12 protein-coding genes are annotated in these 14004 nt (G+C 60.8%); 3 read left to right on the forward strand and 9 right to left on the reverse strand.

From position 1 onward, the window contains the following. Positions 1-74: 74 nt before the first annotated feature. The 5 genes from ACSPX5_RS24225 to ACSPX5_RS24245 form a co-directional block, all read right to left on the reverse strand. Positions 75-806, reverse strand: a complete 732-nt coding sequence (locus ACSPX5_RS24225) for a carbonic anhydrase (protein ID WP_323159612.1) — start codon at positions 804-806, stop codon at positions 75-77. A 238-nt stretch (positions 807-1044) separates the two neighbouring features. Beyond that, a complete protein-coding gene (locus ACSPX5_RS24230; protein WP_169428272.1) occupies positions 1045-2103 on the reverse strand; it encodes a PA0069 family radical SAM protein in 1059 nt (352 codons plus the stop codon). A gap of 74 nt (positions 2104-2177) precedes the next feature. Beyond that, on the reverse strand, positions 2178-3479 hold the full coding sequence (locus ACSPX5_RS24235) for a c-type cytochrome (RefSeq protein WP_439820395.1): 1302 nt from the start codon (positions 3477-3479) through the stop codon (positions 2178-2180). A 12-nt stretch (positions 3480-3491) separates the two neighbouring features. Next, positions 3492-5276, reverse strand: a complete 1785-nt coding sequence (locus tag ACSPX5_RS24240; RefSeq protein ID WP_096822445.1) for a GMC family oxidoreductase — start codon at positions 5274-5276, stop codon at positions 3492-3494. Positions 5277-5278: 2 nt separating this feature from the next. Continuing rightward, entirely contained in the window at positions 5279-6025 is a 747-nt protein-coding gene (locus ACSPX5_RS24245; RefSeq protein WP_169428274.1) for a gluconate 2-dehydrogenase subunit 3 family protein, read from the reverse strand. A 297-nt stretch (positions 6026-6322) separates the two neighbouring features. On the opposite strand from ACSPX5_RS24245, the gene ACSPX5_RS24250 reads away from it, so the two are divergent. Next, entirely contained in the window at positions 6323-6967 is a 645-nt protein-coding gene (locus ACSPX5_RS24250) for a dual specificity protein phosphatase family protein (RefSeq protein WP_169428275.1), read from the forward strand. Here the strand turns inward: ACSPX5_RS24250 and ACSPX5_RS24255 are convergent. From ACSPX5_RS24255 to prlC, 3 genes are all read right to left on the reverse strand, one after another. Further along, positions 6954-9002, reverse strand: a complete 2049-nt coding sequence (locus ACSPX5_RS24255) for a M3 family metallopeptidase (RefSeq protein WP_439820396.1) — start codon at positions 9000-9002, stop codon at positions 6954-6956. The genes ACSPX5_RS24250 and ACSPX5_RS24255 overlap by 14 nt on opposite strands. Positions 9003-9114: 112 nt before the next feature. Continuing rightward, a complete protein-coding gene (locus ACSPX5_RS24260; protein WP_007953955.1) occupies positions 9115-9405 on the reverse strand; it encodes a YheV family putative zinc ribbon protein in 291 nt (96 codons plus the stop codon). After that, entirely contained in the window at positions 9402-11453 is a 2052-nt protein-coding gene (gene prlC / locus ACSPX5_RS24265) for an oligopeptidase A (protein WP_439820397.1), read from the reverse strand. Before prlC ends, ACSPX5_RS24260 begins: the two co-directional genes overlap by 4 nt. Before the next feature lie 89 nt (positions 11454-11542). On the opposite strand from prlC, the gene ACSPX5_RS24270 reads away from it, so the two are divergent. Together ACSPX5_RS24270 and ACSPX5_RS24275 are read left to right on the forward strand one after the other, a co-directional pair. Continuing rightward, a complete protein-coding gene (locus ACSPX5_RS24270) occupies positions 11543-12088 on the forward strand; it encodes a gamma carbonic anhydrase family protein (RefSeq protein ID WP_439820398.1) in 546 nt (181 codons plus the stop codon). Between the two features lie 28 nt (positions 12089-12116). Next, positions 12117-12767, forward strand: a complete 651-nt coding sequence (locus ACSPX5_RS24275; RefSeq protein WP_207867312.1) for an HAD family hydrolase — start codon at positions 12117-12119, stop codon at positions 12765-12767. Positions 12768-12881: 114 nt separating this feature from the next. Here ACSPX5_RS24275 and ACSPX5_RS24280 read toward each other — a convergent pair whose 3' ends face one another. Beyond that, the gene (locus tag ACSPX5_RS24280) at positions 12882-13958 is read right to left on the reverse strand and encodes an aminopeptidase (protein WP_323159603.1); all 1077 of its coding nucleotides are present in this window, start codon (positions 13956-13958) and stop codon (positions 12882-12884) included. Positions 13959-14004 lie beyond the last annotated feature (46 nt).

The following is a 14004-nucleotide window of genomic DNA, read 5'->3' on the forward strand; positions in this document are numbered from 1 at the left end:
TTTTCTTCAGGCGTGGCGAAGCCGGGTCGCTTGAACTGCGACCGGCGTCAGACCACACGGATGTTTAGGAGGATTCAGAAGCGCGCTTTGGGCGTCGCCACCGGAATCGGATGGCTGCCGTCCAGCGGCAGGAAGCGTCCCTGATCCGCGTCGTAAGCTTTGATTTCGCTGGTTTCGATGTTGTAGACCCAGCCATGGATGAACAGATGACCGTTCGCCATGCGCGAGGCTACCGAAGGATGGGTACGCAAGTGCTGCAGTTGGGCGATGACGTTCTCCTCCGTGAGGATCGGCATGCTTTCTTTTTCGTCGGTGCAGTTGCAGTTGTCATGCACCATGGTTTTCGCGACTTCGGCGTGGCGCAGCCAGGCTTTGACCGTCGGCATTTTTTCCAGGCTGTCCGGATTGAGTACCGCACGCATGGCGCCGCAATCGGAGTGACCGCAAATGATGATGTGCTGCACGCCAAGGGCCAGTACCGCGTATTCGATGGCGGTGGATACGCCACCGTTCATCTGGCCGTAGGGCGGCACGACGTTGCCGACGTTACGGGTCACGAACAGATCGCCGGGGGAGCTCTGGGTGATCAGTTCGGGCACGATGCGCGAGTCGGCGCAAGTGATGAACATCGCCCGTGGCGACTGGGCCGTGGCGAGTTTCTTGAAGAGTTCTTCCTGCTGCGGGAAGACCTCATGATGAAAATGCAAAAAGCCGTCAACGATATGTCGCAGTGCTGCATCGGCGGAATCCGCCCCGGGGACGGCTTGCGCCGACGCAGCCAACGGCTGTTTATCCTTGTCACTCATGATTCATCCTCTTTGGCGGATTCGGGGAGTCATTCCCGTGTATTCCGGTATGAAGCCAGTGGCTGTTTAAAACATCCGGGCCGTCCTGACCCATCAGTCACTCGATGAACAAGGTAACCGCCGAAACTTAACTCAAACTGAATCAAGCGCTCTAGAACGTGTGTTACAGGTCACAAAAAAGATGACTGGCGTGAACCGGGCCAGTATTTCCTTCCACTCAACCGCAGGCCAATTGTTCCTAAATCAGCGCCATCTGACGACCCGGCGGACAGAAGGCCGTGCAATCGAGATTGAAACCTTCGCGGTGATTGAGCCCCAGGCGTTTGAGGGCCTTGGCGAAGCGCTGGGCGAGCAGGTCGGCGAATGGCCCTTCACCGCGCATGCGTGCGCCAAAACGGCTGTCGTACAGTTCGCCGCCACGGCTCTGGCGGATCAGGCTCAACACATGGGCGGCCCGCTGCGGGTAGTGTGCCTCAAGCCATTCCTCGAACAGCGGCGCCACTTCCAGCGGCAGGCGCAGCATCATGTAGGCGGCGCTCTGGGCACCGGCAGCGTGGGCTTCGGTCAGCAGGTTCTCGATTTCGCTGTCGTTGATCATCGGAATCATCGGCGAGCACAGCACGCCGACCGGAATCCCCGCCTCGCGCATCACCCGGATCGCCCGCAACCGGGCCTTGGGCGCAGCGGCGCGGGGTTCGAGGATGCGTTTGAGTTCATCGTCCAGGGTGGTGAGGCTGATCATCACCGCCACCAGCCGTTGCTGCGCCAGCTCGGTGAGCAGATCGAGGTCGCGCAGGATCAGCGAGCCCTTGGTGACGATGGTCACCGGGTGTCGATAGCGCAGCAGCACTTCGAGGGTCTGGCGGGTGATTTTGTGTTCGCGTTCGATCGGTTGATACGGGTCGGTGTTGGAACCCAGATTGATCGGTGCGCACTGATAGCCTTTCTTGCCAAGCTGTTCCTCCAGTACTTGGGCGGCATTGGTCTTGGCGATCAGCTTCGTTTCGAAATCCAGCCCCGGCGACATGTCCCAATAGGCGTGGCTCGGCCGTGCGTAGCAATAGATGCAGCCATGCTCGCAACCGCGATAGGGATTGATCGAACGGTCGAAGGGCAAGTCCGGCGAGGTGTTGCGGGTGATGATGGTCTTTGCCGTCTCGAAGCTGACTTCGGTGCCCTGGGTCAGTGGCACTTCCTGATACCAGCCGTCGTCCTCGGCCACCGAACGACTCGGTGCGAAACGGTTGTGCGGGTTGGTGGCGGTGCCGCGACCGCGCGGGGGAAGAGGGGTAGACATGGCAGCGCCTCGATACTGTTTGTATGTACAGTATCGAGGCGCTGTCGATCTGACTAGTGCCGTTGGGCGAACAGTCAGTTGTGCTGTGTCACCTGGCCGAGGTCATCGTTCGAGGTTTGCTTCATATCGTCCTTGCGCAATTCGGCGACGTCAGCGGCCTTGACTGGCGCGCCCTTGTTGCCCCAACTGCCACGAATAAAGCTCACCACATCCGCCACTTCCTGATCCGACAGACGCCAGGCGAAGCCAGGCATGGTGAAGGTCGACGGCGCGGTGTGCGTCGCAGGCAATGTGCCGCCCTTGAGCACGATGTGAATCAGCGAGGTCGGGTCATCCGATTGCAACACCGGGTTGCCCGCCAGCGCCGGGAACACCCGGGTGTAGCCATGGCCGTCGGTACGGTGGCACGCCGCGCAGTTGTCGATGTACACCGACGCGCCGCGCTGACTGTCATCACCGTTCCACAAGGCTTTGGCAGCTTTCTCATCGTATTGATGCGGCTGGTCGGCAGGATCGTTGGCCGGCAGCGATTTCAGGTAACGGGCGATTGCGGTCAGGTCGGCGTCGGTCATGTACTGCATGCTGTGGGTGACCACGTCGCTCATGCCGCCGAATACCGCGCTGCGGTCGCTACGGCCGGTCTTGAGGAACTGCACCAGTTGCTCTTCGCTCCAGCTGCCGAGGCCGTCCTTGTGGTCGCCGCGCAGGCTCTTGGCGATCCAGCCTTCCAGCGGCGCACTGCCTGACAGAAAGCTGCTGCCTTCGGCCGCGCTCAGGGATTTTTCCTGCATGGTCAGGGCCCGGGGCGTATGGCAGGCGCCGCAATGTCCGAGGCCTTCCACCAGATAGGCCCCACGGCTGACGACGGCATCGTCCGACGCGGGTTTGGAGTCCTCGACCTTCGGCGCGAACAGCCAGCGCCAGCCCATCAGCGGCCAGCGCATGCTCAACGGCCACGGGATGTCGCTGGCCTTGTTTTCCTGTGCCACCGGTTTCACGCCGTGCATGAAGTAGGCGTAGAGCGCCTGCATGTCGGTTTCGCTGACACGGGCGTAGGACGGGTACGGCATCGCCGGGTACAAGGTGCTGCCGTTTTTGGCCACGCCATGACGCACGGCCTGGTCGAAGTCCTCGAAGCTATAGTCACCGACGCCGGTTTTATCCGGAGTAATGTTGGTCGAGTAGATCGTGCCGATCGGGGTTTCCATCGGCAGGCCGCCGGCGAACGGCTTGCCGTCCTTGGCGGTGTGGCAGGCCACGCAGTCACCGGCACGGGCGAGGTATTCGCCTTGTTTGATCAAGGATTGATCAACTTCGGCGCCATAAAGGGAAGCACTGCCGAGCAGCGTCAGGGTCGCGATAACGAGAGTCTTCATGGTCATCGCTCCTTAAGCCTGAACCAGCGGGCCGGGGTTCTTCAGGTATTGCTCGCGGATTGCTTTGGCCGACCAGTAGGTCAGTGCGGCAACCAGGCCGGTCGGGTTGTAGCCCAGGCCCTGTGGGAATGCCGAGGCACCCGGGACGAACACGTTGTGCACATCCCAGCTCTGCAAGTAGCGATTCAGCGCGCTGGTCTTCGGATCGGTCCCCATGATCGCGCCACCGTTGAGGTGGGTGGTCTGGTAGGACGCGGTGTTGAAGTGTTCGCCGACTTTCTTGCCAAGCACGGCAATGGCTTTCGGGCCCATGGCTTGTGCGACCTTGCCCATTTTCTCGACCATGAAGCGGTTCATCTTGATGTCGTTTTCCTGCCAGTCGAAGGTCATCCGCAGCAGCGGCAGGCCGTAGGCGTCGCGGTACACCGGATCCAGATCGAGGTAGTTGCCACGGTAGGACTGATGCGCGCCGTGGGCGTCCATCGACACCTGGTGGGTGTAGTAATCGGCGGTGGCGCGTTTCCAGTCGCTGCCCCAGGCCGGCGTGCCCGGCGGGTTGGAGGTGCCGGCAATCGGACGGCTGCCAGCCTGGTTGACCCACATCGGCGAGCCACCGACGAACCCGTGGGGGCCGTGGTCGAAGTTGTCGGCGTTGAAATCGTCCAGCGCCACGCCGTTGCCACCGGCGCCAATGAAGTTGTTGGTGTGGGTGTCCTTGTCGAAGAACGCCTTGATGGTCGCCATGTTCTGGTAGGCGAAGTTACGCCCGACCACACCTTCGCCGCTGACCGGGTCGTACGGCTTGCCGATGCCGGAGAGCAGCATCAGGCGCACGTTGTGTAACTGGAATGCGCCGAGGATCACCAGATCCGCCGGTTGCTCGATCTCGCGGCCCTGGCCGTCGATGTAGGTAACGCCGGTGGCTTTGGTTTTCGTGCTGTCGAGGTTGACCCGCAACACGTGGGCGTTGGGCCGCAGTTCGAAATTCGGCAGCGGTTTCAGCGCTGGCAGAATGTTCACGTTCGGCGAGGCCTTGGAATACATGTAGCAAACGTAACCGCTGCAAAAACCGCAGAAGTTGCACGGGCCCATCTGTGCGCCGTAAGGGTTGGTGTACGGCCCCGAAGTATTCGCGGAAGGCAGGTTGTAGGGTTTGTAACCGACTTCTGTGGCCGCTTTGCCGAACAGCTGTGCGGAAACCGTGTTCTTCTGCGCCTCCAGCGGGAACGGGTTCGAGCGATCCGGGGCGTACGGGTTGCCGCCCTTGCCCTGACCGACCAGTTGGCCTTTCACTGTCCAGGCCTGGCCGGAGGTGCCGAAGACTTTTTCGGCGAAATCGAAGAACGGTTCCAGCTCTTCATAACTGACGCCGAAGTCCTGAATAGTCATGTCCTTGGGGATGAAGCTTTTGCCGTAGCGCTCTTCATAGTGGCTGCGCATGCGCAACTCGATCGGGTCTACGCGAAAGTGCACCCCCGACCAGTGCAGGCCGGCACCGCCCACGCCATTGCCCGGCAGGAACGCGCCCAACTGGCGATTCGGCAGAGCGATGTCGTTGACGCTGTGGCGGATGGTGACGGTTTCCTTGGAGATGTCCTGGAAGAGTTTTTTCCGCACGCTGTAGGTGAGTTCGTCGATCACCTGGGGATAGTTGCCGTCAGGGTAGGTGTCCTGCATCGGCCCGCGCTCCAGCGCCAGCACGTTGAGGCCTGCCTCGGTCAGCTCCTTGGCCATGATCGCGCCTGTCCAGCCGAAACCGACGATCACCGCGTCGACCTTCTTCATTACCGTTGCCATGCTCACGCCCTCTCGCCGCGAATCGAAACTGCCGGGAAGGGGTATTGCTCGTTGCGTTCCACCCAATCCATGAAATCGGCGCGGGCGCCGGGAAAGCCGATCATGGTCCAGCCGACCATGCCTTTATTGCCGCCATGGATCGGATCGCAGAAGAACCCTTCCTTGGTGTTTTGCAGCAGTAGATTGAAGAAAATCTTCGCCGGAACGCTGTCGAATTGCGGTTTTCCGGCTTCAAGCTGCTTGAGCAGATCGTCTCGGGTAGCGCTGTCTTGCTCGGCAAATGTTTTACCGTTGAGGGATTTTGCCCACTGATCCGTGGCGGCGATGCCGAGGCGATAGATCTCTTTCGGCACCAGTTTGCTCTGCCAGCCCATCTCCGGCGCCGCATCGGCGTTGAACGGGCCCTGCATGTACCAAAGGGCACCGGCGGCGTACGGCGTGTTCATCTGACGGTCGATGTATTCCGGCACACCAGCCTCGAGAGCGCCAGGGCCCTGGGCATCGTTGGGGATCAATTGCGCGACGGCGGCATTGATGAACGCCCACTCTTCGGCGGTGAAGTAACTCGGCTGATAGACGCCCGCGTCAGTGACGCCCGGTTTTGCCGGCGCCGCAGCCGGTGCGCTTTGCGGGGCGGCTTGCAGCACGCTGCTGCCCAGGCCGGTGCCGGCGAGGGTGACCACCGGGATCAGGGTCAGGGATTTGCGCAAAAACTCACGCCGCGGGTTGTCTCGATCTTGATCAGACATGGGGATGCACCTCATCAGGCATTGATGGTTATCAGCCGTTTCTGAGGACGGCTTTGAAGTGGTTGGTTGCGACGTGGCTGGAAATGACCCGGAAAAGGGGGACGCGCCTGCAACATGATGTGACAAATGGTAGCAGGCTAACCAATCGGATGAATCGATTCGGCCGAAAAAAGCCCGAATTTTCGACGAAGGAAGTGCCTGGCTTCACGTTTCTTTGACAATCGCCTCACAGGGATTTGACTGGACAACCCGCAAGCTGCGGCCCTACTGACGAATCCCACACGGTTACCGCACAGCATGTCCTTGAAGCGTTTTTCCTCCGCGATCTGTTTCTCGCTGTTTGCCCTGCTCGGCTCGATCCCGGCCCATGCCGCAGATGCGCCGGTTTCCCGCCCTCCGGAATGGGCGCAACCGGTCGAAGTGAAATACAACTTCTTCCAGATGTCGCCCACGCTCTATCGCAGTGCGCTGCCTGACGCCGGTGCCGTGCCGTTGCTGCAAAAACTGAAAGTGGCCACGGTCATCAACTTCCTGCCGGAGGCGGACTCGAGCTGGCTGAATGCCCCTGGCATCAATCAGGTGCAACTGCCGTATCGCACCAATCACGTCGATGACAGCGATGTCCTCAAGGCCTTGCGTGCCATTCAGACCGCCGAAGCCAACGGTCCGGTGTTGATGCATTGCAAGCACGGCTCCGACCGTACTGGCCTGATGGCGGCGATGTACCGCATCGTGGTGCAGGGCTGGAGCAAGGAAGACGCCCTGAACGAAATGACCCAGGGCGGTTTCGGTGAAAGCGGTCACTTCAAGGACGGGGTGCGCTACGTGATGCAGGCTGATGTCGACAAGCTGCGCACCGCGCTGGCCAATGGCGATTGCAGCACCAGTGCGTTCGCTACCTGCTCGATGAAGAGCTGGTTCCAGACCGTCAATCTGAAATAACCCGCCGGGTGATGGGGCGGCCGGGGCAAAGCTCTTCAGCGACCGGCCGGCCAATGAACGCCTCCACCGCTTCCAGCAACGGGCGCCCGGCTCCGGGCGCAAAGAACGTTTCCCGGAACGCCCGGCCGGTCTGCGCCCTGAACACCCAGTCAAGACTGAAGCGTTTGAACGCCTCCTGAGCCAGCACCCCTGACCAGACATAGGCGTAAACCGAAGCGTCGTACTGGGTCACCATGTAATCGAAACCATTGGCGAACCGGTGACTGTCGGGCAGTTGCAGACCCATCGTGCGCTGCACGTCGGCGCAAACCTCTTCGACAGAGCGTCCGTCGCCGTGAGTGGCGTGCAGCTCGAAATCGATGATCGCTCCCATCAGTAGCAAAGCCTGTTGCCGACTGGAGTGGGCCTGACTGGCCGAGAGTGCCGCGTCGACCCGTGCAGCGCTCAAGCGCTCGCCAGTCTGGAAATGCGCACCGAGCCACAGCACGAACTCCTGCGACTGGCACCACTGTTCGAACAGTTGTCCGGAAAACTCCGCCGCCTCATGGCCCAGTTGCAAAATGCCGGACAGCGTGTGATGGGGCGAGCGCGTCAATACGTGTTGAAGGCAGTGGCCGAACTCATGAAAAAGTACCCGTAGCTCATTGAGCTCCAGTCGGCATGGATGGCCGTCGGTGGCCGGTGTGAAATTGCTGTAGAGCACGGCAATGGGGAGCGCCGGCCGGCCTTCGACGTTGATCCGACGGTTGCGTAGCGTGAAGGTGCCAGCGTAATCCGCAGCGTTATCGCGATGAAACGGGTCGAGGTAGATGTAGCCGATGACCTGTTCATGCTCGCGGATTTCCAGCAGTCGCACATCGTCATGCCAGTGGTTTGCGCCGATCTGTTCGACGATACGGATCCCGAACATGCGCTCGCAGAACAGGCAGAGTCGGAGCAGGGTGCCATCGAACGCGAAGTAATCACGCAGGTTATCCAGCGCTCCGGGAAACTGTTGCTGACGCCATTGCTCGGCGAGGAAGTCTTCGTCCCATGGCTGGATACGGTCGATTCCGCATTGGCGGGCGAAAGCGGCCAGTTGTTTTGCGTCCTGCTCCAGGATGGGGATCAATTGCGCAACCTGGCACTGGAGAAAATCCCTGACCCAGGTCGTCGTTCCGGCCATGCTTTTTGCCAGACTCAGTTGCGCGGCGTTTTCGTGGCCAAGCAAGCGAGCTTTCTGTTGGCGCAAGGCAAGCAGCTTTGTCAGCACCGGACCGTTGTCGAAGCGTCCGGCCAGTGGCCCCTGATCGGAGGCGCGGGTCGCGTAGGCAACACAGCATTCCTCGCGCAGGGCACGATTCTCGGCGTATTTGAGGATGTGCTGACAGGTGTTCTGGTCCAGGCGAATCAGCCAGCCGTCATGGCCGGCCTGGCGGGCGTTGAGTGCCAGGCGTTCCTTCATCGCCGGAGACAGGCCTGCAAGCAACGTCGGGTCGTCGACACGTTTGCTCCAGGTCTCGGTCCAGCGTTCGAGGTGGGTCAGAAAACTGAATTCCAGACCGCCGATCTCAAGCTTCAACCGGGCCAGTTCCTGCTGCTGCGCAGTGGGAAGCTCGATGCCGGACTGTCTGAATTTGCGCAGTACCCGCGCCAGCACGGTCTTGCGTGACTCATCGAAACCGGCCGCGACCGAGCTCTGCGCCAAGCGCTGGTAAGCCTCGAACAACGGGCGATTTCGGGCTTTTTCAGAGCGATAGTGGTTGATCGCGAGATGAGCCTTGGCGCTTTCCACGAGCCAGTCGGCATCGTCGGATCTGACCGTGGACAGTGTTTCGAGAATCGACCGGAATTCACCGATGCGGGCATCGGCTTCGTCGATGCTCAGTACCAGATCGTCCCAACCGGGATTTTCCAACTGAGTGTCGAGCACTTGCGTAATGATTCGTCGCTGGTCGTCGATGAGGGTGTTGATCGCCGGCAGCAGATGTTCAGCGCGAATCGCCGGCCAGGGCGGCAGGATCCAGTGTTGCAGGAGGGGGTTGGAGTCGGGCATGGCAACTTCCTTCGAGGCATGGCGGAAACGGCCAGCCTACGAAGCAAGTGCAGGGGACAGGTGTTAACCCAATACCACCTTCCACCGCAGCTCGGTGGAAGGTGGTGACGGATCAGTGTTGCTCGTCAGGTTTTTTCTTCAGCTTCGGGTTCGGGAAGAACTGCACCGCCTGAACCGTCTTGTCCGGTGCAGGCTTGAGCGCGCTGGTGTTGACCCGCGTGCCCAGCTCTTTCGGCACCGACAGCCCTTGGGCATTCAGCGTATCGCTGTAGCCGCACGCCACGCATTCGCGGTGCGGGACGTCGTCCTCGCTCCACATCATCAGTTTGTCCGGCTCGCTGCACGCCGGGCAGACCGCCCCGGCGATAAAGCGTTTTTTGGTCTTCACGGGTGCTTCACTCATGCTGCCGCGTCCTCACTCAGGCCGCTGTGGCGCAAGAGTGCGTCAATCGACGGCTCACGGCCACGGAAGTCGACGAACAGCACCATCGGCTCCTGCGAGCCGCCACGGGCGAGGATCGCTTCGCGGAAGGCGCGACCGGTGTCAGCATTGAGCACACCTTCTTCTTCGAATTTGGAGAAGGCATCTGCCGACAGCACTTCCGCCCACTTGTAGCTGTAGTAACCCGCCGCGTAACCGCCGGCGAAGATGTGCGCAAAGCTGTTCGGGAAGCGGTTGTAGGCCGGAGGACGCATCACCGACACCTCGTCACGCACGCCTTCAAGCACCTGCGCGACGCTGCGGCCGTCGCCGTGGGTGGCGTGCAGTTCGAAGTCGAACAGCGAGAATTCCAGCTGACGCACCATCATCAGGCCGGACTGGAAGTTCTTCGCTGCGAGCATTTTTTCCAGCAGATCCTGCGGCAGTGGCTCGCCGGTTTCGTAATGACCGGAAATCAGTGCCAGGCCTTCCGGCTCCCAGCACCAGTTTTCCATGAACTGGCTTGGCAGCTCGACTGCGTCCCACGCCACGCCGTTGATGCCCGATACGCCGGCATGCTCGACGCGGGTCAGCAGGTGGTGCAGGCCGTGGCCGAACTCGTGGAACAGGGTGGTCACTTCATCGTGGGTCAGCAGCGCAGGCTTGCCGCTGTCGGCCGGGGTGAAGTTGCACACAAGGTTGGCTACCGGACTTTGCAGCACGCCGTCGACGGTGCGGCGACGGTCGCGGGCGCCGTCCATCCAGGCACCGCCACGCTTGTTGGCGCGGGCGTAGAGGTCGAAGAAGAAGCGGCCGACGTGCTGACCGTTTTCCTTGATCTCGAACAGGCGCACGTCCGGATGCCAGGTGTCGAAGCCTTTCAGTTCAGTGATTTCGATGCCGTACAGGCGCTGAACGATAGCGAACAGCCCGCCCAGCACTTTGTCGATCGGGAAGTAAGCGCGCAGGGTTTCCTGGGCGACGCTGTAGCGTTGTTCACGGAGTTTTTCACCGTAGAAACCGCTGTCCCAGCTTTGCAGATCGGCGCAGCCCTGCTCGGCGGCGTAAGCCTTGAGCTGTTGCAGATCCTGGGCGGCAAACGGTTTGCTGCGCTTGGCCAGGTCACGCAGGAAGCTCAGCACCTGATCGCTGGATTCAGCCATTTTGGTCGCCAGGCTCAGTTCGGAGAAGCTGGAGAAACCGAGCAGTTTGGCCAGCTCCTGACGCAGGTCGAGGATTTCGTCCATCACCGGGCCGTTGTCGTTCTGGCCGGCATTCGGGCCTTGATCCGACGCACGGGTGCAGTAGGCGGCGTAGACTTCTTCGCGCAGCGCACGGTCCTGGGCGTAGGTCATCACCGCGTAGTAGCTCGGGAATTCCAGGGTGATCAGCCAGCCGTCGAGGCCTTTGGCCTGTGCGGCAGCAGCCATTTGTGCCTTGGCCGAATCAGTCAGGCCGGCAAGGGCGGCTTCGTCGGTCAGGTGCTTGGTCCAGGCCTGGGTGGCGTCGAGCAACTGGTTGGAGAAGCGGCTGCCCAGCTCGGACAGCTTGCTCTGCACTTCGGCGTAGCGTTTCTGTTCGGCTTCCGGCAGGTCGATGCCCGAGAGGCGGAAATCGCGCAACGCGTGTTCCAGAATGGTTTTCTGCGCCACGTCGAAACCGGCAGCTTCCGGGCTGTTGGCCAGGGCTTCATAGGCCTGGAACAGCTCGCGGTTCTGGCCCATTTCGGTGGAATAGGCGCTCAATGCCGGCAGGCACGACTCGTAGGCTTCACGCAGTTCGGCGCTGTTGCACACGGCATTGAGGTGGCTGACCGGACTCCAGGCAGCGCCCAGGCGATCATTGAGTTCGTCCATCGCCAGCACCAGCCCGGCCCACGTCGGGTTCTGGCCCTGGGTCTTGAGGATGTCGGCGATGGCGGCGCGGTTGTCGGCCAGGATGGTTTCGATGGCCGGCTGCACGTGTTCGGCACGGATCGCGGAGAACGGCGGCAGGTCGTAGGACTGCAGAAGAGGGTTGTTCACGCTCACGGTTGGCACCTTGGCTGGAAGAAACATGCGCCCATCTTAATTACAATCGACCCCCACCGCAGCTATCGGCGACAGAGAGAGAACTAATCGTGTCCCTTCGCAAGTACCAGAATCACACCCCACGCTTGGGCCAAGGCGCTTTTGTCGACGGCTCGGCGGTGGTGATCGGCGACGTCGAAATCGGTGAAGACAGCTCCGTATGGCCGCTGACCGTGATCCGTGGCGACATGCACCGCATCCGCATCGGTGCCCGCACCAGCGTGCAGGATGGCTGCGTGTTGCACATCACCCACGCCGGCCCGTTCAACCCGGACGGCTTCCCGCTGCTGATCGGCGATGACGTGACCATCGCCCACAAGGTCATGCTGCATGGCTGCACCGTCGGCAGTCGCGTACTGATCGGCATGGGCAGCATCGTCATGGACGGCGCGGTGGTCGAGGACGACGTGATCATCGGTGCCGGCAGTCTGGTGCCACCGGGCAAGCGCCTGGAAAGCGGTTTCCTGTACGTGGGCAGCCCGGTGAAACAGGTTCACCCGCTGACCGACAAGGAAAACGCCTTTTTCACCTACAGCGCGGCGAACTACGTGAAGCTCAAGGACTTGCATCTGGCCGAAGGCTACGACCAGCTCTGACTTTTCTCTCTATTGCCCGGGATTTTTCATGCATTACCAGACCGTACTGTTCGACCTCGACGGCACCCTCACCGACCCGCGTGAAGGCATCACCCGTTCCATCCAGTTCGCGCTGGCCAAACTCGGCATCGATGAGCCGGACCTGACCAGACTGGAACACTTCATCGGCCCGCCGCTGTTGCAGGCGTTCATGCAGTTCTATGGTTTTGATGAAGCGAAGGCGTGGGAGGCGGTGAATTTCTATCGCGAGCGCTTCAAGGTCACCGGCCTTTACGAGAATCGGGTGTTCGAAGGCGTCACGCCGTTGCTGGAAACCTTGAGCGGCCAGGGGCGGCAGTTGTACATCGCGACTTCGAAACCTTGGGTATTTGCTCGGGAAATCGCCCGGCACTTCGATTTCGCCCGACATTTCAAGGTGATCTACGGCAGCGAATTGGACGGCACCCGCACCAACAAGGTCGAACTGATTGCTCACTTGATCGCCGAGGAAGGGCTGGATCCGGCCAATACGCTGATGATCGGTGATCGCAAACACGATTTGATCGGCGCACGCAGCAATGGTCTGGATGCGGCGGCTGTTGGTTATGGGTTTGGCAGTTTTGAAGAGTTGAATGCAGAGGCGCCGGCTTATCACTTCGAGACTTTGGATCAGTTGCATCAGGCATTTTTGCAGCGCTGATGAATCAGCCATCGCGAGCAGGCTCGCTCCCACAGTGACCGCGTTTCAGTACCGGAACTCGGTTTCCTGTGGGAGCGAGCCTGCTCGCGATGGGGCCAAAAAGCCGCAGTAGGTTTATGAGCCTGCCAGCACTTTCAGAGCCGACTTACGCTCAACGACTGGCAAGCCACCCAACTTCTCGACTTCTGTGTAAAACCTGACCCAATCCCCATCGACCTGTCTGAACAACGCCGCAAACGCCGGCACCCACTGGTCATACAGCCCGAACGGCAACAGCCGCGCATTGTTCAGCGGTGCTTTGACCCAGGCGTCATAGCGTTTATCCCCGGCCCACTGGCTGTCGCGCATCACCCGATAGTCCCGGCGAAACCGTTCGAACTCGGCAGTCTTGCGTTCGCGCATCTGCTCGACGGAAATCGGTTGGGCGTACAGCTTCTCCAGTCGGGCTCGGGTATCGAGGATCAGTTGAATGAACTGGTCACGACGTTTGAGCTGAGCGTCATTTTCTGGCGGCAAGCCACGAAACGCCCGCCACTGCCGGGTGCCTTCCTGCTCGACAAACGTGGCGTAGGACTCGTTGAACTCGGTGTCGTCCTTCACATAGAAACGTTGATGGCCCAGCTCATGGAAGATCAGCGTGGCCAACCGTTCATCGCCCCAGCCCATCATCGAATTGAGGATCGGGTCATTGAACCAGCCCAGGGTCGAATAGGCTTCCACACCGCCAATCGACACATCCATGCCTTGCAGGCGCTGAATCGCCGCTTCGCCCCGCGCCGCGCTCTGGCTGTAGTAGCCGCGATAGGCCACGCAGCCGGCAATCGGGAAGCAGTGGTTCTGCGGGCTCAGGGAAAACTCCGGGGTGGCGAAGACATTCCACACCACATACGGCCGGTGGATGTCGGCATACAGGCGATAGCTCTGGTTGTCGGGCAGGTGCAGGTGTTGGCTGGCGAAATCCCGGGCCTTCTGCGACTGGGTCAGGTGGGCGCGCAGTGTGGCGTCCCGGCTCGGGTCGGCGATCACCTTGGCCACCGGCTCTCGCGCCCGCAGCAATTGCAGTTGACCGCTGGCCAGCTGGCTGTAATAGCCAACGCTGGAACAACCGTTGAGCAACAAAAACAACACACCCGGAAACAAAACCCGCAAAACGCGATCAAGTAACCCAAGGCTTGGAAACGGCCTGACCACAATAAGAACATCCCTGGAAAGTCTGATCGCAAGACTATCCCGCCCA

The organism is Pseudomonas sp. HLG18 (genome assembly GCF_051903985.1).
Taxonomy (GTDB): Bacteria; Pseudomonadota; Gammaproteobacteria; order Pseudomonadales; family Pseudomonadaceae; genus Aquipseudomonas; species Aquipseudomonas fluorescens_BT.

Bases quoted from the DNA above. Each gene is read 5' to 3' on its own strand.
- ACSPX5_RS24225 (WP_323159612.1), bottom strand. From the start codon at position 806: ATGAGTGACAAGGATAAACAGCCGTTGGCTGCGTCGGCGCAAGCCGTC.
- ACSPX5_RS24230 (WP_169428272.1), bottom strand. From the start codon at position 2,103: ATGTCTACCCCTCTTCCCCCGCGCGGTCGCGGCACCGCCACCAACCCG.
- ACSPX5_RS24235 (WP_439820395.1), bottom strand. From the start codon at position 3,479: ATGAAGACTCTCGTTATCGCGACCCTGACGCTGCTCGGCAGTGCTTCC.
- ACSPX5_RS24240 (WP_096822445.1), bottom strand. From the start codon at position 5,276: ATGGCAACGGTAATGAAGAAGGTCGACGCGGTGATCGTCGGTTTCGGC.
- ACSPX5_RS24245 (WP_169428274.1), bottom strand. From the start codon at position 6,025: ATGTCTGATCAAGATCGAGACAACCCGCGGCGTGAGTTTTTGCGCAAA.
- ACSPX5_RS24250 (WP_169428275.1), top strand. From the start codon at position 6,323: ATGTCCTTGAAGCGTTTTTCCTCCGCGATCTGTTTCTCGCTGTTTGCC.
- ACSPX5_RS24255 (WP_439820396.1), bottom strand. From the start codon at position 9,002: ATGCCCGACTCCAACCCCCTCCTGCAACACTGGATCCTGCCGCCCTGG.
- ACSPX5_RS24260 (WP_007953955.1), bottom strand. From the start codon at position 9,405: ATGAGTGAAGCACCCGTGAAGACCAAAAAACGCTTTATCGCCGGGGCG.
- ACSPX5_RS24275 (WP_207867312.1), top strand. From the start codon at position 12,117: ATGCATTACCAGACCGTACTGTTCGACCTCGACGGCACCCTCACCGAC.